This window comes from Burkholderia sp. BCC1644 (assembly GCF_902833225.1).
GTDB lineage: Bacteria > Pseudomonadota > Gammaproteobacteria > Burkholderiales > Burkholderiaceae > Burkholderia.
The window spans coordinates 1-18,249 of sequence record NZ_CADFEI010000034.1 but is presented as its reverse complement, the minus strand read 5'-3'; the positions used below and the strand labels follow the sequence as shown (position 1 = coordinate 18,249).

Below are 18,249 nucleotides of genomic sequence, written 5' to 3'. Positions count from 1 at the left end.
GTCGCTGACGCGCGGCTCAGAATGCGATCGGATACGGCGCGAGCTCGCCGCTCTCGTAGCGTTGCGGCAGGTTCGGCGTCGCGTTTTCCCAGACCAGCAGCATCGATCGCTTCGTCGAGTAGCCCTGGTGCCGGATGTCGGCCGGCATCGCGCAGATGTCGCCGGCGCGCATCGTGACGCGTGCGCGCGGCGCGCCGGTGTTCTTGTCGCCGATGTCCCACACGATTTCGTCGGACAGTTGCAGGAACCATTCGACGCGGTCGTTGCCATGGAACACCGGCAGGATGAATTCCTCGGTGGTCGGGCAGAACAGGCTGCGCCCGCACACCGACGTGACCGACGGATTCCACGTGACGTCCGAGCGCGACAGGTACTTGAACAGGTTGAATGCGTGCAGTTCGCCTTCGAAGCCCGGCTCGACATGCACTTCCGGCTCGTCCTGCGCGACGTCGAGGAACGCACGGTTGACCGGCAGCTCGTCGCGCAGCGGCGAATCGCCTTCGAGGCCCGGCATGCGGCGCGTCGCGATGCGCGTGCGCTCGATCGCCGCGCCGTTTTCACCGTGCTTGCGCCCGAATGCGGTGCCCGTTTCCTCCGGCGCCGCGAACGGGTCGAAGCCTTCGTTCGTCCAGTCGTGCAGCATCGCCTTGAAGGTCGCCATGATCGTCGGCGTTTCGAAGGTCTCGGTGTAATCGACACCGGCGTCCTTCAGGATGCCGTTGAACGTGCCCGCATACATGTCGACCTTGCCGTAGTGATTGCGCGTGCCGAACACGTGATCGAAGTTCACCCAGCCGTAGAAGAAGCCCCATGCGACGTCGCGCATCATCGCGCGCAGGAACGCGTCCGCCGGCATCGCGTGCGTGCGGGTCTGGCCTTTCGCGGGCCAGCTGATCTTCACGAAGTATTCGTCGCGCTGGAATTCGAATGCGCCGAGCTGGAAGCGGCGGTAGCCGGTCACGGCATCGGCTTCGGTCGATCGCACCAGATCGGCGGCAAAGCCCGTGGACGGGTCGAGGGTTTCGAGGGTGGCCATAACGTGTCTCCTGGGATAGTCGAATGAGGTGGTCAGTGCAGGCAGATCTCGGCCCACTTCTCGACGGACAGCTCGCCGAGGATGGTCTGCACGAGCGCGACGCCCGGCCGGCTCGCGGTGAAGCGATAGGCGCAGCCGGCCGGCAGCAGCGCCTGATGGCCCTGGCGCAAAACGACGTACCCCATGTTCCGGCCGGCCGGTTGCTCGCCTGCGCTCACGGTGCCGCGACCCGATGCCGGCGGGTTGTCGAGCTTGATGAATTCGATCCGGACTTCGCCGTCCATCTGGATCGTGAACTCGTCGTGAGCACACGCGAACCACGGCGACTGGCCGTCGGTCCTCAACACTTCGATCACGTATTCGAGATTCTTGCCGGCGACGACCTTTTCATAAGGGGCCGACTTCGACGCCACCTCGAAGACATTCGAGAAGGCGTAGTGCTGCGCGCTGCCGCTGGTGATTTCGATCTCGCCCTTCCGGTAACCATCGAGCGAGCCGAAGACGGTGTGGAATGCCGTGCTGGTCATTTCTGTCTCCTGAGTTGAACCGCTTGTTGGATTCCACTCTAGGGGCAAGGGACAGCAGCAACAAGGCAACGGACGGCGATTACGGCATTTGCGTTTCGCGAATAATCCGCCGGGTTCAACGCACCCAGCCGCGCTCCAGCAGCGGGAGATCCCACAGGGGCTCGTCGCCGATGTATTCGGCGAGGAATTCGACCAGCGCCTTCACCTTCAACGCCTGTCGCTGCGTTGCGGGATAAACGGCGGCGAAGCTCAGCGGCGCGAGCTGATAGTCGGTGAGGATCGGCACCAGACTGCCCGCGACGAGCGCGTCGCTCGCCACGAGCGTGGGCAAGCAGACCACGCCGCCTCCCGTCAGCGCGTATTCGCGCAACAGGTGAACGGAGTTCGAGCGAATCATGCCCGGCAGCTCCATTTCGACGACCTCGTCGCCGCGCGTCATCGTCCAGCGGTTGCGCGACGGATAGCCCGAGTACAGCGCCGTGGTGTGCTGCAGCAGATCGCGTGGATGTTGTGGTGCACCATGCGCGTCGACGTACGCGGGCGCCGCACAAAAGAGACGCCGGACCGTGAACAGCCGCCGCTCGATCAGCGATTCGGAAATCGGCGGGAAGATCTGGAACGCGATGTCGAACCCTTCTTCGACAGGGTCCACGACACGGTCATTGACGATGATGTCGAGCTGGATGCCCGGGTAGCGCTGATTGAATGCGGCCAGCGGCACGCCGAAGTGATCGAGCGCGAAGCCGGGCAGCATCTGGATGCGCAGCCGCCCGGTCGGCGTCGCGCGAAGCTCGCGCATCTGGTCCGTCAGCTCGTTGACGCGCCCGACCACCTCCGCGCATTCGCGATAGAACGCCTCACCCACTTCGGACAGGCGCACGTGGCGCGTGCTGCGATGGAACAGTGGCGCGTTGACGAACTTCTCGAGCTGCTGGATACGGTTCGTCACGACCGAACTCGTCACACCCAGTTGCCGCGCAGCCTCGGCGAAGCTGCTCGCCTCGGCCACTCTCACGAATGCTTCGATGCTCAGGAACCGGTCCATGCCCCGCCCTTTTTCGACAGCGAAAACGGCAGTCTACCTGTGCGGGTATCGGGTTGTGTCATGCGAAAGGCGTCACAGTGTCGCCAAATCGATGTCAATCGCAGGACGCACCGGCATTACCGCGATTGCTCTCCGGTTGCCAGTTCCGGCCGCACGACCGCGCGGCGCTGCAACACGGCCGGTGCGGTTTCCTTCAGCAACAGACTGACCACGATGCCCAGCACGACCGCGCACATCGGCAGCCACAGAATGTTCTGGATGCCAAAGTGTGCGGCGACATAGCCGCCCATCGCCGGCGCGATGCCGCCGCCGAAGATCTCGCCGACGCCGACCACCACGCCGATGGACGTCGACACGAGGCCGACGGGTGCGGCCTCGGTCGCCACCGGGCCGGACAGCAGCGACACGAGCCCGAGCGTGAAGAACGATGCGACGAACAGCACGCCGAACAGCGCCAGCGGCTGCGGGCCGAGGCCGCGGAAGAGGTAGAGCATCACGGCCGTTCCGGCAAAGCCGACGATGCTCGCGATGCGGCGCCCGACCAGGTCGGACAGCCCCGGCAACCCGAACTGCCCGAGAAAACCGCCGAAGCCGATCGCCGACACGACGAGGCCCATCTTCTGCGTGCCGAGCGACAGGTAATCGGTCAGGTACAGCGGCAGCAGTGCACCGAGCACGAACACGCCGGTCATCGCGCAGCACAGCGCGGCCATCGCCACGAGGATGTTGCGGCTCTTGAGCACATGGCCGAGCGATGCCGGCGCATGTTCCGACGCGACTTCCTGCGCGACCTTCGGCTCGCGGATCACGAAGAACATGATCGCGCCGAGGATCAGGCCGGGCACGGCCACCAGCGCAAAGACCCAGCGCCACGACACGAAGCCGAGCAGCTGCGTGGCGATGATCGGCGACAGCGCGAGGCCGAACAGCGCGAAGCCGCTTTGCTGCAGACCGAGGTTCAGGCCGCGCCGCCGCGGATGCGACGCATCGGCCGTCGCCGCGAAACTCGTCGGGCAGAACGAGCCCTCCGCGACGCCCATCAACCCGCGAATCGCCATCAGGCCGAGCAGCCCGCCCGCGAGCCCCGAGAAACCCGACAGCAGCGAGAACGCGAGGATCGCCGGAATCAGCACCTTCCGGCGGCCGACCTTGTCGGAGATGCCGCCCATCAGCGCCGCGAAGATGCCCCACGACAGGCCGAGCACGCCGATGCAATTGCCGACGTCCTGCGCGGTCAGGTTCAGGTCCTTCATGATCGAAGGGAACAGCGGCGCGATGAGCCAGCGGTCGAGGCCGACCAGCCCGAAACCGAGCGCCAGCAGCGTGACCGCTTTCCACTCGTATGAGGTATCCCACTCGTTTGCTTTCATGTCCGTCTCCGTGGACACAGGGTCGCCTGCGCGCGCCGGAGCGCCTGCGCATGAGCCAGGTCCGATGGTTTTTGTGTGCGATGTGAATCGCCGGGAAGCGCCGGCTTCCGCACCGGTTCGACGCATCGAATCCGGCCAGCCGACGGCACAACGATAGGTGCAAGGCGACGGATCGGGTATCGAACAACCGGCGAACGCGCCATTCGCGATATGCAAACAATCGGCAGCGGCGGACGGGAAGTGACGGTGGGACGGCGCGGAGAGAACGGTCGTGGGGGCGACGCGAAGCGCAATTGTGCGTCACGGGGGGAATCCCTCATGGACATCCGGGTGACCGGGTACCGGCCCGCTCACGTCCGACATGCACACGTTTCGGCGAGGGCGGTGCGCGCATGGTCGAATGGTCGACCCTGATACGCGCGGGCGACGTATTTCGTATGACAGAAGATGCGCTTTCGATCTTCGATCACGGCGGACTTTGACTCGCGCTCCAGAATCTTCGCGCTTATGCAGTTAGCCATCGCCAGCCGTGACAGAAACTGCCTCCTGCATTACCAAACCGAAAACGGCAAAATCGCTGTCAAGCAGATATACATACCCGGCGCAGGAACACGACCCTGCATGCACCGCTTTACGCACCTCAATTCCGCTTTATTCATTTCAAAATTAGGACAAGTCGAATCTCTAATTACTGGCATCCAATTCGATTCGACAGCACCGGCCACGAATACCGCCTTGGCACCACCCAGCAAGGAACAGCGACAAATACTAGCCCCGACGGCTCGACATAGGATTTTTCCAATTAAAACCAAATACCTCACAAAAATCACAAAATGTATAAAACCGTTTCCGGGTGAATTATTTTTCATCTCAAAATTTAAATAAACCTTATAAATCCCCATAGTTTGTTATTCTGCGCACCGAAATCACGACCACCACCGATTTACTTCACTGAAAGTCCGATTCGAAAAAACGGCGCGGACGTCGGAAAAGTAACGAGATTGCCGTTATGTCGATAGCAACAGCATTGCGAAACTTTGCGTCCGGTCTTGTCGACTGGAACAACCGGCCCGTCGCGCTGCATTTCGGGCAGGCGCAACACGCAATCGGTCATCTGCTGGCGCTTCATCACGCCGATATTCGCGAAGGATTGATGTCGGGAATCGACGGGCAGCTGACCTGCATATCCACCCACGATCATCTGGCGCCCACGCTGTTTCTCGGTCTGCCGGTGTCGGTCAGGCTGACGACCGACCGGGGCGACGTGCGGGCGATCAATGCGATCGTGTACGACGTGCAGGCCGGTCGATCCGACGGCGAATTGACCGTGTATCAGTTGCGCATTTGCGATGCGCTGTCGCTGATGGACCGCCGCATCAATTCCCGCGTCTTCCGGTCGCGCAACGTCATCGACATCCTCGGCACGCTGCTGAACGAATGGCGGCAACGCAGCCCCGCACTTGCGCGCGCGTTCGATTTCGACTTGTCGGGATTGCGATCGGAACGTTATCCGGCACGCGAACTGACGCGGCAGGTCAACGAGTCGGATGCCCGTTTCGTGCGCCGACTGTTGCGGCGCGAAGGCATCACCGTTTTTGCCAAGGCGTGGGCGGTCGACAACGCGCGCGGCTCGACCGACGAGCGGCCGATCCACACGCTCGTGTTCTGCGACGACCCGCTTCGATTGCCGGAATCGCCTGCCGGTACCGTGCGTCTCGATCCGCGCAATTCGGGAACCGCGCAACGCGATACGGTGACGTTGTTCGCACATCGTCAAAGCCTGTCCCCCGGCAAAGCCAGCCGTCCGTCGTGGGACTACAAGAAGGCGCGCATGGACGATTCCGCGATCGCGACGAGCATCGATCAAGGCGACGCCGGCAACGACCTGGCTGGATTGCTGACCGATGTCGCGATCGACATTCCGCACGTCGGCGATTCCTGGAACGATCACGACCGCATCACGCACGACCGCATACTCGCCCACCAGTTCGCGGCGGAGCGCTACGACGGTATCGGCAGCGTCCGCGACATGCCGGTCGGCTACTGGTTCACGCTGACAGGCGACCCCGAACTCGACATGAAGCCGGCCGAGCAGCGGCAGTTCGTCGTGACGTCGGTACGGCACGATGTCCGGAACAACCTTCCGAAAGACCTGACGAGCCGCGTGACCACGCTGTACGCGGCCAGCCGGAACCTCACGCAAGCCGCCCCAACCACGCCGGGCGATGCGTCGGAACAGGCGGACACGCGCTATGAGAACCAGTTCACGTGCGTGCGTCGCGGCGTGCCGCTCACGCCGTCCTACGATCCGGCAATCGACCTGCCACCGGCTCACCTGCTGACCGGCACGATCGTCGGCACGCAGGGTGAGGAAGTATTCTGCGATGCAGCCGGCCGCGTGCGCGTACGGATTCATGGCTTCGATCCGGTCGATCACGAGCACGCGCAAGGCGCCGGAACGAACGGATCGGCCGGCGACAGCGCACCGATACGCGTCGGGGCGAATCTGGCGGGCGGAAACTTCGGCACGCTGTTTCTGCCCCGCGTCGGGATGGAGGTCTTGCTGGGTTGCCTGTCGGGCGATCCGGATCGTCTGATCATCATCGGAGTGCTAAGCAATGGCGCGAACCCACCCGCGACGTTCACGCATACCGGCGCGCTGCCCGGCAACCGTTACGTGTCCGGGATCAAGACGAAGGAAATCAAGGGTGACCGGTACAACCAGCTTCGCCTGGACGATACGCCGTCGCAGATATCCGCGCAGTTGGCGAGCGAACACGCGCATACCCAGTTGAACCTCGGTTATCTGACGCAACCCCGCAAGGATGGACACGGCGCCGATCGGGGCGAAGGTGCCGAGTTGCGCACCGATGCCGCGGCGGCGTTGCGGGCGGCCCAGGGCATCTTGTTCTCGACCTATGCGCGCACCCGTGCGACCGGTGATCAGCTTGATCGCGATGAGCTGGTTCACTTGCTCGACGAGTGCGTGGCGCTGTTCAAATCGCTCGGCGACTATGCCGGCCAGCATGGCGGACGGGCCGCGGATACCGCCGGGCAGGACAAGATCGTCGATGCGTTCCGCAACTGGAAGCCCGACCTTGCGAATGCCGGTTCAGCCGGCGACGCGTCCGCCTTGATGGCGTTCGGCGCACAGGCAGGATCGCTGCACGTCACGCCCAGGACGCATGTCATGTATGCGGGCGAAAACATCGACCAGATTGCCCAGCGGCACGTGCAGGTCACCAGCGGCGAGCGCATCAATCTGCACGCTGGCCATGGCGTCGCGATGTTCGCGCATAGCGGCGGCGTGTCGGCCGTCGCGAATCAGGGAAAGGTGACGATCCAGTCGCAGGACGACGACACGCAGGTGGATTCCGCGAAGAACATCCAGTTGACCGCGGCCGGCGGCAAGCTTGCCGGCATGGCGAACGATCAGGTCGTGTTCGTCACGACGGGCGGTGCGTATCTGAAGCTGAACGGCGGCGACATCGAACTCGGTTGCCCCGGCACGTTCACGGTGAAATCGGCAGGCCATGCGTGGGATGGTCCGGCCAGCATGAGCACCGATATGCCGACGTTCGACCACGCCCCGCTCGGCCGTGTGACGAAACTCGTTCGTGCGACCGATGGCGATGCGGTGGCGGGTTTCGACGGGCAAATGCAGAGGGCGTCCGGGGCGCTGTCGAACCTGACCACCGACACGGCCGGCGAGCTGCCGGCAGTCCATGCCGACCAGTTCGAAACGCTGTCGGTGCAGTTCATCAAGAAGAATGGTTGAGACCATGACCGATTCGATTCTCGATCCTCGGCCGGTAGCGGGTGCGCACGTCCATGCACCGGCCACGACGACTGATGCTCCCGACGCTACGGCATCGCGCTCCACCCCACCGCCTATCGTCGTTGGCCGAACCCAAGGGCCGGTGTTGTTCGACAAGGACAAGCGGCTCATCTGCGTCAAGCAACTGCCGTTGCCCGGCGTCGTCATCTTCGTCCACGGCGTCAACTCCGAGGGCGAATGGTTCCAGGCGTCCGAAGCGGGATTGTGCAAGGGCCTGAATCGTCGGCTGGGACGACTGGACGATCAGATGAAGTATCACGGTATCGACGCCGGGCAGTTGACGCCGGCGAAGTACACCGAGAGCGTGACTCCGGAGGGGTTTCTGAATCCGGACTTGCTTCCGGACAATTACGTCATGCCCGATCCGTCGTTCTCGCCTGTCATCCATTTTCGGTGGGGCTACCGCGCGACACTCGAAGAACTGAAGGAATACGGCGACAAGATCTTTCTCAACGAGAAAGATTATTGGGGAGGCGGGCCGTTCACCAATGGCTGCTCGAGCTTGCCCGATCTTTGGCACGGTGGCCTCGACGACCGGGCAATGGGGTGGATAACCGTGCAGGGCATCAACCCGACCAACCGGCCCCTGTATCGCGCGCCACCGCGTGCGTATGGCGTGCTTGCCGCGTTGCGGCTTGCCAAACTGATCGAGTCGATCCGGAAGATGCGCGCCGACGTGCCGATCACCGTCGTGTGTCATAGCCAGGGGAATATCGTCGGCCTCACGGGCGCGTTCTTCGGTGACGCGTTACCGGAAGTGGAAGATCCGTGGGGGCGCAAGGGGCGATGCGTCGCGGATGCCTATGTGCTGGCCAATGCACCGTACAGCCTGGCGAACAGTGAAGGGCCGCACAAATCCGACACGTTCATGGATACGTGGTCGCAACGTCTGACGAAGGATGTCACGGGCCATCGCGGCCGGCAGACCTACGCGTCGCGCACTCAAACGCTCCGTACTTTCTTGTCGATGATTGGCGATCGCGCCGACCATGAGCCGTCGCCCGACACAGTCGATGCCGACATGGCGAACAACCGGGTATCGCCGACGAGCGACAAGTCGTTTACCGCACAGGCCGACCGTGCGCGCCACGGCCTGAACGGATCGACGTATGGGCGCGTCACGGCGTATTGCTGTCCGCACGATCAGGTGATTTCGGCGATCACGGTGCAGGGCATCGGTTGGCGCGGCATCGGCAAGCACGAACTAACGGATATCGGCGTACACGGCGTCCTGACGCAACGCGTGTTCGCGTCCGGCTTCGATGTAGGGGCGCAGGTGCGCTATCGCTACTGGGAAGACGACTGGCGGCATGGCAAGAAAGGAACGACGCGAGGCTTCTGGTATCCGCCTTCGCCGCCGGCGAAGTTCAATCTGGTCGGGGCGCTCAAGGGGAATGAGTCGGTCTGGGGGATGGCGGCAACGCTGTTCTCGGCGCCGATCATGTTCGTCGCGACCGGGTTCAGTTCGGCAATGAACATGTTTCGCGTGAATGCCGATCCGCCGAAGGGTTGGGAGATATGGGCGGACGCACCGACGCTGGACGAGACGTTTCCGCCACAGACGTTGAGGTTCGACAAGCCGATTCTGACCGAGGATGGCGAAGCAACCAGCACCTTCAACGAAGGCAACGATCCGCCATCCGCATGGCGCGATGCCGGCAAGATCGATGCGGCCAAACGGGCCGATGATCCTTACGACCAGTACAAGGCGAAGCACAAGGACGGTGACGCGCACGGTACGGCCGCGAGTGAAGCCGGGCAGCGTTACGAAGACCGCGCCCTGATGCGGATGGAGGCGCGCCGCACGTTGAACACGGAGTGGGTCGACAGCGATGGTCACGTCATCGGCGAAGACGGCAAAAGCGCTCTACCTGACGGCTACAAGGAATGGCGAGACAAGCAGATCGTGGACTGGCTTGATCGCGGTACGACGAACAGCCCGACGAACCACTCGACGACGATGACCAACCCGGAGCATGCGGAAAAGGCGCTTGCGTACGATGTGGCGATCGGCCCGTGTTACCTGACGCCTGATCAGATGTACGACTTGCGAATTGAAGCAGATTGGCGGATGGGTGACGGTATTCCTGAAGAAAATTCGAACCGAAAGTACTACGACTACTTTGCGTCCGGGCTACTCGATCGAATGGCGATGCATGAATGGGTGCATGCAGACAATTGTGAGGGCAATATGCCCGGCAAAATCGTAGACGAGCGCGAAGGCCAGTTCTACCTGATGGCTGGAGGGCCGCTATGAAGGCTCTGATCGCTACTCGATCCCGACGCGTTGCCATCGCTCTTATGGTCTGGTTAATCACGATCCCCCTGATGGCCACGTTAATGGCACATGTAGAACAACCGGACCCGGCACACCTGGAAATAGGAGATTGGATGAAACGATTCGTAGTTGTGCCCAGCTTACTGGCGCTCATGATTTTTTTATTCACCACGGCCATGTCGCGGCCGGTGCAAGCCGAGACGCCTCCCGATCTGGTCACTCGCGTAGCCGCCCATACGGACGAACCTGCCAAGCCGTTCGTTGCGCAGGTCGTCGGTCTGATCTGGTTGAATCCATTGCAACGTATGGACTACCCGACAGAGTGGCAGTTGTTGTGGGCGCAAGGACTTGTTACCCCGAACATGAACGACGATATGGTGCGAACGAAGCCTGAAAAATTCTCTTCACTGCGGTCAATTGGCGCACTGGTGTATGGCAATCGTGGGACAGAGACGTTCAAGGGCTTCTATGCGAAGTACGTTGATAAAGCCATTCTGCTGCTTCGAACGCGCTATGGGATGAATTCAAAGTACTTCTACACAGTGGGCCCCAAGAATCAGAAGGACTGGCGCGAACTCGCCGGCATACGTGTCGATATCGCGATTCCTTTCCGTCTCGATGCAACGTACGCTCGATCGCGCCTGGTCGATCGAATGATGACATTCTTTGAAATCGGCCCGCCGTCCTCCAAAACTCTGTGGAGCCGCGACACACCGCCTGATGTGCAGATCACGCAAGGCGGCGCAAACGCAGGCTTCACGTCGCTGAACAACGCGCTGGACTACTTGCAGGCGAACCCCGACAAGAGCGTATGGGTGATGAATTGGGACGCGCCCAGTTTCCCGCCCACCGACGCCCAGATCAACGAGAACCTCGTCGTGCTGTTCCTCGCCGGCCCCACCTTCAACACCGAGCGCGAACCACTCGCGTGGATCGGCAAGGCCGCGACCGGCAACACCGACGCATTCTCGAAAAAGGTCGGTACGACGCGAACGGTGCAAGCGTGGAAGGCGACCATCGACCAGGCAGCACGCAACGCAGGGATCGCCGTTCCGGACATCAAGTACATCGTTCACGATGCCGGTGCCGGTAGCGATGCCGCTTCGGCACGACTTGTCGGGCTGTCACAAACACTCACCGAGGTCCTGCCTGAATACGACCACAAGAATCAGACGTTCAACACGTCGGCATTGCTCGGCGACATGGGAACCGGTAGCGCATTGACCGACGTTGCGCTGGCGATCGGCCGGATCAATCACTTCGGCGGAAACGCTCTAGTCGCAGGCACGACCGACCCGAAGCACCCCGCGGCCGTCGTGGTCATGCCACCGTCAAAGCTCACGCCGATCGATCCGAACAGCGACTGGTTCCGAGCGCGTGGCGGGAACAACGCTTACCTGCCTTGGTGGGGGCGTCGTCACGACGTCAACTACGGAATGCAGGGCTATTCGTGGTGATGCAAGCCGACACGCGGCGCGTTGCGTGCGACCGCGACCGCCACACCGAATCACACACGGGATGGGTCATATGCGAGGAATCATTCGAGTAGGCGACCAGCACACGCACGGCGGCCAGGTCGAGTCCGGAGCGACGACGAGCAAGGTGATGGGACGCGCGGTCGCCCGCGTCGGCGATGCATGTTCGTGCCCGCTTCACGGCGCCTGCGTGATTACTGAAGGAGACGAGGCGTTCAATGTCGAAGGCCGCCCCGCCGCATTCCACGATCACAAGACGTCCTGCGGCGCGGCCTTGATATCTACCCTGCAAACTTCCGGGCGCATCTGAATGGCACCGATTCGACGCATGACGGCCGAACAGTTTCAGTTGTTGAGGCTGCACGATACCCGGATCAAACCGGTGAACCATTGGGCCTTGTTTGAAATCTTCGTCAACGGCCGGTCGCAGCGGAAGCTCGCCGCCGAACTCGGCATCACGAATTCCGCCATGTCGCAGTTGGTACGGAAAGCGTGGCAAAGATATCTGGCCTTGCCGGACAACGACACACACCTGACCACCCTGACGATCACGATCCCTGCCAGGTATGAAAGCACATTGCTTGCATGGGTGCGTGACACACACCGACTGCCCGCATCATTCGATCCGTTGTGACCACTTGGTCGAGCCGGGGAAGCGCGACGACCACTTCCCCGAATCGCAATCGCCGCAGTACGGATGCCGCGCATCCATCGTTTCCACGGCGCCCCAAAGATGGAGCCATGTTGCGCGGCCCCACTCAACAAGAAATAAATTCCCCCCTCAACCACCAATACAAAACAAAATTCCACACCAAGGCCAAACACCGACCAACTTTGGATCCTTTTTCCCTCCTGTCCCCCGTATCATTTCTCTCATTCTGAAAGAACAGAGCAAGAGCCGGACATGAGCGACACCACCCCCACGCTGCACTACCTCGACTACGCCGCCACGACGCCCGCCGATCCGCGCGTGATCGAAGCGATGACGGCCTGCCTCGGCTTCGACGGCATCTTCGGCAATCCCGCATCGAGCTCGCACGCCGCCGGCCGGCTGGCGAAAGACAAGGTCGAACACGCGCGCGCGCAGGTCGCCGCGCTGATCGGCGCGGATGCCGACGAGATCGTCTGGACGTCGGGCGCCACCGAATCGAACAACCTCGCGCTGAAGGGCTATGCGGAAAACGCGACCGACAAGCGCCAACTGATCACGAGCCGCATCGAGCACAAGGCCATTCTCGACACGATGGCCAACCTGGCGAAGCACGGCGCGTCGGTCACGTTCCTGACGCCCACGCGCGACGGCGAGATCACCGCCGACGCCGTGGCGGCCGCGATCGGCCCCGAGACGGGCCTCGTGTCGCTGATGCTCGTGAACAACGAGATCGGCACGCTGACCGACATCGCCGCCATTTCCCGCGTCGTGCATGCCGCCGGCGCGCTGCTCCACGTCGATGCCGCGCAGGCGCTCGGCAAGACGCCGATCGACGTGCGCGCGCTCGGCATCGACATGATGTCGATGTCGGCGCACAAGGTTTACGGGCCCAAGGGTATCGGCGCGCTGTTCGTCCGCCGCGATATCGCCGATCGCATCGCACCGCAGATTCACGGCGGCGGCCACGAGCGCGGGTTGCGCTCGGGCACGCTCGCGACGCATCAGATCGTCGGGATGGGCGTCGCGTGCGAACTCGCCGCTGAAAAGCTCGACGGCGAAACCGCGCGGATCGCCGCGCTCGGCGCACGCCTGACCGATGCACTGTTCGCGCTCGGCGACGTCACGCAGAACGCGGCCGCCGCGCGCCGCATCCCGCACACGCTGAGCTTGACGGTAAACGCACCGGGCTTCTTCCCGTTCATGCTCGGCGAAGCGCTCGCCGTGTCGTCGACTTCCGCGTGCAACTCGACCAGCGGCGCACCGTCGCACGTGCTGACCGCGATCGGCCTCGATGCGCAAACGGCCGGCCGCACCGTGCGCGTCAGCTTCGGCCGCTTCACGACGGAGCAGGACGTCGACTTCGCGATCGCGTGTTTCCGCCAGGCGATCGAGCAATGCCGCGCGACCGCCGCGAACGGGTTCTCCGCATCGCGCCAGATCACGCCGGCCGACCTGAAGGCGATCCGCAATGCGGGCTTCCGCTCGGTCATCTGCAACCGGCCCGACGGCGAAGGCGTCGACCAGCCGGCCTTCGACGAGATCGCCGCCGCCGCCCGCGACCTGGGCCTCGAAGCACGCTACCTGCCGGTCGAGCGCGACCACATCGGCGACGCGGAAGTCGACGCGTTCGGCGCGCTGGTCGATTCGCTGCAGAAGCCGGTGCTCGCGTATTGCGGCAGCGGCAACCGGGCCGGCATGCTGTGGAATCGCCTGTCCGCACGACGCTCGGCCTGAGCCGGCACACCTCCCCCGTTACACCGCACCACCCGCGTTCACGCACGAAGCCGATGCTTCGTTGCGTGAACGGCGGTGACTTCATTCACGCCCCATACGCATCCAGCGCCTTCAACGGCACATGCAGGCGTTCGTTCGCGGCAAACGCGTCGAGCAGATAGTCGACCGTGGCCTGCACGCGCGACGCCTTCAATGCGCGATGCGGGTACTGGATCGCCATCTCGTAGGTGCCCGGCAAAAAATGGCGGCGCAGCAGCACCTTCAGCGTGCCGGCGCGCAAATGCGCCCACGCGAGATGCACGCCGACCCGTGCGATCCCCAACCCGTCGACGGCGGCCTGCACGCCCGCTTCCGGCGCCGAGAACGTCAGCAGTGCCGACTCGCCCGGATCGAACTCGACGACGCTCCCGTCACGCATCCTGAAACCCCACGTCGCGATCCCGCCGTCGAGAAAGCGGCGGGCGATCAGCCGGTGCGCGCCGAGTTCGTCCGGCGCTCTCGGAATCCCGTGGCGGACCAGATACGCCGGTGACGCAACCAGCGCGGCATGCATGCGAAAGATCGGCCGCGACACCAGCGCCGAATCGCGAATGTCGCCGCCGCGTATCACGATGTCGTAGCCATCGCGCACGACGTCGACGATCCGGTCGTCGAAATCGACTTCCACCGACAAGCCGGGGTAACGCGCGAGCAACCCGGGCAACACCGGTTGCAGGTGATCGCGCCCGAACGCGGCGCTGGTCGAAATGCGTACGCGCCCCTGCGGGCCGAGCCGCTGCGCGACGATGCTGTCGACCGCCGCATCGAGCGCCTCCAGCGCGACGCGCGCCTGGCGCAGGAACACGGCGCCTTCGTCGGTGAGCTTCAGCGTGCGCGTGGTGCGGTTCATCAGCCGCACACCGAGCGCCTGCTCGAGGCCCGCGACGTTCTTGCTGACGGCGGCGGACGTGATGCCGAGCATGCGGCCGGCCGCCGCAAAGCTGCCGCCGTCGGCCGCATGCACGAACGACAGAATCGCCCGCGTTCGTTGCGACAAATCCAAAGCAGCCTCCTTCGATCGACACGTCGCACGGTACACCTTCGCCTGCCGCCGATTATCAACCTGAAGTTGAGAGCGACTCAACCCGGACCCAGCTTCTGGTTGCGGCCCGCACCGCCCACAATGCGGCCATCGTTCAACGTACTGCAAAGGGGCTTTCATGCTTGCCACCATCGTTTTCGACAGCGGCCACGGACATACCGAGCGACAGGCGCAAGCCGTCGCGGAAGGCGTGCAGCGCGTACCGGGCGCGGAAGTCCGGCTCGTCGCGGTCGCCGACGGCGCGATTCCGTGGGATACGCTCGCCGCCAGCGACGCGATCATCTTCGGTTCGCCGACGTACAACGGCTCGATCAGTTCGCGGCTCAAGAAGTTCATGGAAGACTCGACGCGACCCGCGTGGATTCCGCAAACCTGGCGCAACAAGGTCGCGGCCGGCTTCACGAACTCCGGCGCGCAGCACGGCGACAAGCTGAATTCGCTGATGACGATGACGCTGTTCGCAGCGCAGCACGGGATGATCTGGGTCGGGCTCGACCTCTTCGCCGGCACCGCGGCGAACGAACGCAACCGGATCGGCGGCTGGCTCGGCGCGATGGCGCAGTCCGACGACGTGTCACCGGAGCTGTCGCCGATCGCCAGCGACCTCGAAACCGCCGCGCATCTCGGGCAGCGTGTCGCCGAACTGGCGTCGCGGTTCGCGGCCGGCGCGTAAGCGGCGCACCGTTTGAAAGGTAATCGACATGAAACTGCTGTGTCTCGACGTACCGCTGCCCGGCGCCAGCCCGGAAGCGTATCAGCCGCACCTGCTCGACGAAGTGCGCTACGGCTGGCACTTGCTCAAGCGCGGGATCGTCCGCGACATCTATTTCCGCCAGGATCGCCCTGGCGTCGCGATCATTGCGGAGTGCGATTCGATCGACGGCGCCCGCGACGCACTGTGCGAGTTTCCGCTGGCCAAGGCCGGGCTGATCGACTGGGAGATCATTCCGCTCGGCGCGTTTCTCGGCTGGGAAGCGCTGTTTGCAGCCGGCAACGCGTAATCATGCGCGCCTGACGGCCCCGGCGCTCGCCTGTCGACCACCTGGGGCGAGCGCGTGCACGCTGCCCTCATCCGGTGCACGCATCCGGATTTTCACTACGTTGCCGAAATCTGATAGAGCCGGGAGATTTGATTTCATACCGTTCACGCATCGGACTGGAAAGCGATTGCCGATTTCCCCACGGCATCGCGTGCCGCCGACGAATCCCAGGAGCGGGCCGTATCGCACGGCCCGGGCGGCGATGACGGTCCTGCCACGCAGGACATTCGTGACGGAGCGACTATGGATGCAAAATTCCAGCCTGATTCAGGCACCGACAGTGACGTAAGCCTGCTGCACAAGATGGGCTATGCGCAGGAACTGTCGAGACGTATGAGCGGTTTCTCGAACTTCGCCGTGTCGTTTTCGGTGATCTGCATCCTGTCCGGCGGCATCACCGCGTTCCAGCTCGCGTTTTCCGCGGCCGGCGGCGCATCGATCGGCCTCGGCTGGCCACTCGGCTCGCTGTTCGCGCTGATCGTCGCCGTGTCGATGTCTCAAATCGCCTCCGCGTTTCCGACGGCCGGCGGCCTCTATCACTGGGGCGCGATCCTCGGCGGGAAGAAATGGGGGTGGATGACGGCGTGGCTCAACCTGATCGGCCTGATCTTCGTGATCGCCGCGATCAATTTCGGCACCTACGATCCGTTTTTCAAGACGCTGATCGCGCCGATGTTCGGCGTCAGCCCGGACAGCCTGACGTGGTGGCATCAAACGGCGTTCATCGCGGTCATCACGATCTCGCAGGCGATCCTGAACGCGCGCGGCATCAAGATCGCGAGCAAGATCACCGACCTGTCGGGCTACCTGATCTTCGTGGTGACGATCGCGCTGGTGGTGTCGCTGCTCTACTACTCGCCCGTCGCGTTCGATGCGCACCGGCTGGTCACCTTCACCAACTTCACCGGCGTCGACGGCGGCGCATGGCCGAAACAGACCACGCCGCTCGCGTTCCTGTCCGGCCTGCTGCTCGTGACCTACACGATCACCGGCTTCGATGCGTCCGCCCATACGTCCGAAGAGACGCATGACGCGGCCAGGAACGTGCCGCGCGGCATCATCGGCTCGGTGTTCTGGTCCGCGGTGTTCGGCTACGTGATGGTGTGCGCGTTCGTGCTGGTGATGCCCGACCTGACCGCCAGCATGAAGCAGGGCACGGGCTTCTTCGAAGCGATCCTCGCGCCGATTCCGAAGACGCTGCGCGTGACCCTCGAAATCGCGATGTTCTTCATCAACTACGTGTGCGGGCTCGCGGCGATCATGTCGACGTCGCGGATGGTGTACGCATTCGCACGCGACGGCGGCCTGCCGGCGTCGAAGCTGCTGCGTAGCGTCAGCCCGACCCACCGGACGCCCGGGCCCGCGATCTGGACGTGTGCGGTGCTCGCGATCGTCGTCACGCTGTACGGCGACGCGTTCTCGGTCCTGAGCGCCGGCAGCGCGGTGTTCCTGTTCATCTCGTACGCGATGCCGATCGGCTCCGGGATGCTGGCCGAAGGCCGCTCGTGGACCGACAAGGGTCCGTTTCAACTGGGGATCTGGTCGAAGCCGTGCGCGCTGCTCGCACTGGTCGGCGCCTGCGTGCTCGCGTATGTCGGCATCCAGCCGCCGAACGAAAAGGTGCTGTACGTGCTGGTCGGCTTCGTCGTGGTGCTGATGGTGATCTGGTACGGCTTCGGTGTGCGCAACACGTTCGCGGGGCCGCCGGTGCTGAAGGACACGCGCAATCTCGACCGCATTCGCGAACTCGAGGCGAACGTCGATCCGTCCGTCTGAAGCCGCTTCAGGCAACCCCCAAAAAAACCGACTCGCAGGCTCGATGCCGCGAGTCGGTTTTTTCATGCCGCCGCGAAACGGCAAGGTTCGACCGCCCGGAGGCGGTCGAACCTCACGACGCTCAGCCGTAGACCGGGAACCGCTTGGTCAGCTCGGCGACCTGCCCGCGCACACGCTCGAGCGTGGCCGCGTCTTCCGGCGCTTCCAGCACATCGGCGATCAGGTTGCCGACGATCTCGGCCTCCTTCACGCCGAACCCGCGCGTCGTCATTGCCGGCGAACCCAGGCGCACGCCGCTCGTCACGAACGGCTTTTCCGGATCGTTCGGGATCGCGTTCTTGTTCACCGTGATGTGCGCCGCACCGAGCGCCGCTTCCGCTGCCTTGCCCGTGATGTG

14 protein-coding genes and 1 pseudogene are annotated in these 18,249 nt (G+C 63.5%); 9 read left to right on the top strand and 6 right to left on the bottom strand.

The features are described from left to right. Positions 1–16: 16 nt before the first annotated feature. The 4 genes from HWX87_RS36860 to HWX87_RS36845 all read right to left on the bottom strand — a co-directional run bounded on the left by HWX87_RS36860 (position 17) and on the right by HWX87_RS36845 (position 3,978). Complete coding sequence (locus HWX87_RS36860) at positions 17–1,036, bottom strand: hydroxyquinol 1,2-dioxygenase (protein ID WP_176051702.1); 1,020 nt, start codon at positions 1,034–1,036, stop codon at positions 17–19. Between the two features lie 32 nt (positions 1,037–1,068). Continuing rightward, positions 1,069–1,563: a hydroxyquinol 1,2-dioxygenase gene (locus tag HWX87_RS36855; protein WP_176051701.1), complete on the bottom strand. Its 495-nt coding sequence runs from the start codon at positions 1,561–1,563 to the stop codon at positions 1,069–1,071. 115 nt (positions 1,564–1,678) lie between these two features. Continuing rightward, entirely contained in the window at positions 1,679–2,608 is a 930-nt protein-coding gene (locus HWX87_RS36850) for a LysR family transcriptional regulator (RefSeq protein WP_176051700.1), read from the bottom strand. Between the two features lie 116 nt (positions 2,609–2,724). Then, positions 2,725–3,978, bottom strand: coding sequence for an MFS transporter (locus HWX87_RS36845; protein ID WP_176051699.1), 1,254 nt, complete (start codon positions 3,976–3,978; stop codon positions 2,725–2,727). Between the two features lie 1,009 nt (positions 3,979–4,987). Between HWX87_RS36845 and HWX87_RS36840 the strand changes: the two genes are divergently transcribed. From HWX87_RS36840 to HWX87_RS36815, 6 genes are all read left to right on the top strand, one after another. Then, positions 4,988–7,756 (top strand): type VI secretion system Vgr family protein, encoded by a 2,769-nt coding sequence (locus HWX87_RS36840; RefSeq protein ID WP_176051698.1) that lies wholly within the window; start codon positions 4,988–4,990, stop codon positions 7,754–7,756. Positions 7,757–7,760: 4 nt separating this feature from the next. Next, positions 7,761–10,073, top strand: a complete 2,313-nt coding sequence (locus HWX87_RS36835) for a DUF3274 domain-containing protein (protein ID WP_176051697.1) — start codon at positions 7,761–7,763, stop codon at positions 10,071–10,073. A gap of 134 nt (positions 10,074–10,207) precedes the next feature. Beyond that, positions 10,208–11,551, top strand: coding sequence for a virulence factor (locus HWX87_RS36830; protein ID WP_244137840.1), 1,344 nt, complete (start codon positions 10,208–10,210; stop codon positions 11,549–11,551). Positions 11,552–11,621: 70 nt separating this feature from the next. Beyond that, on the top strand, positions 11,622–11,879 hold the full coding sequence (locus tag HWX87_RS36825; RefSeq protein ID WP_176051695.1) for a PAAR domain-containing protein: 258 nt from the start codon (positions 11,622–11,624) through the stop codon (positions 11,877–11,879). Positions 11,880–11,897: 18 nt separating this feature from the next. After that, positions 11,898–12,203 carry a TrfB-related DNA-binding protein gene (locus HWX87_RS36820; protein WP_176051694.1) on the top strand — a complete coding sequence of 102 codons (306 nt, stop codon included), beginning with the start codon at positions 11,898–11,900 and terminating at the stop codon, positions 12,201–12,203. Positions 12,204–12,473: 270 nt separating this feature from the next. Then, entirely contained in the window at positions 12,474–13,955 is a 1,482-nt protein-coding gene (locus HWX87_RS36815; protein ID WP_176051693.1) for an aminotransferase class V-fold PLP-dependent enzyme, read from the top strand. An 85-nt stretch (positions 13,956–14,040) separates the two neighbouring features. On the opposite strand, the gene HWX87_RS36810 is transcribed toward HWX87_RS36815, so the two are convergent. Then, complete coding sequence (locus HWX87_RS36810; RefSeq protein ID WP_176051692.1) at positions 14,041–14,997, bottom strand: LysR family transcriptional regulator; 957 nt, start codon at positions 14,995–14,997, stop codon at positions 14,041–14,043. A gap of 157 nt (positions 14,998–15,154) precedes the next feature. On the opposite strand from HWX87_RS36810, the gene HWX87_RS36805 reads away from it, so the two are divergent. The 3 genes from HWX87_RS36805 to HWX87_RS36795 all read left to right on the top strand — a co-directional run bounded on the left by HWX87_RS36805 (position 15,155) and on the right by HWX87_RS36795 (position 17,852). Further along, positions 15,155–15,709 carry a flavodoxin family protein gene (locus HWX87_RS36805; protein WP_176051691.1) on the top strand — a complete coding sequence of 185 codons (555 nt, stop codon included), beginning with the start codon at positions 15,155–15,157 and terminating at the stop codon, positions 15,707–15,709. Positions 15,710–15,737: 28 nt separating this feature from the next. Next, a complete protein-coding gene (locus tag HWX87_RS36800) occupies positions 15,738–16,037 on the top strand; it encodes a superoxide dismutase (protein WP_176051690.1) in 300 nt (99 codons plus the stop codon). 282 nt (positions 16,038–16,319) lie between these two features. Continuing rightward, positions 16,320–17,852 carry an amino acid permease gene (locus HWX87_RS36795; protein ID WP_176051689.1) on the top strand — a complete coding sequence of 511 codons (1,533 nt, stop codon included), beginning with the start codon at positions 16,320–16,322 and terminating at the stop codon, positions 17,850–17,852. A gap of 121 nt (positions 17,853–17,973) precedes the next feature. Here the strand turns inward: HWX87_RS36795 and glyA are convergent. Further along, positions 17,974–18,249: pseudogene (gene glyA / locus HWX87_RS36790) on the bottom strand (serine hydroxymethyltransferase); the annotation flags it as partial.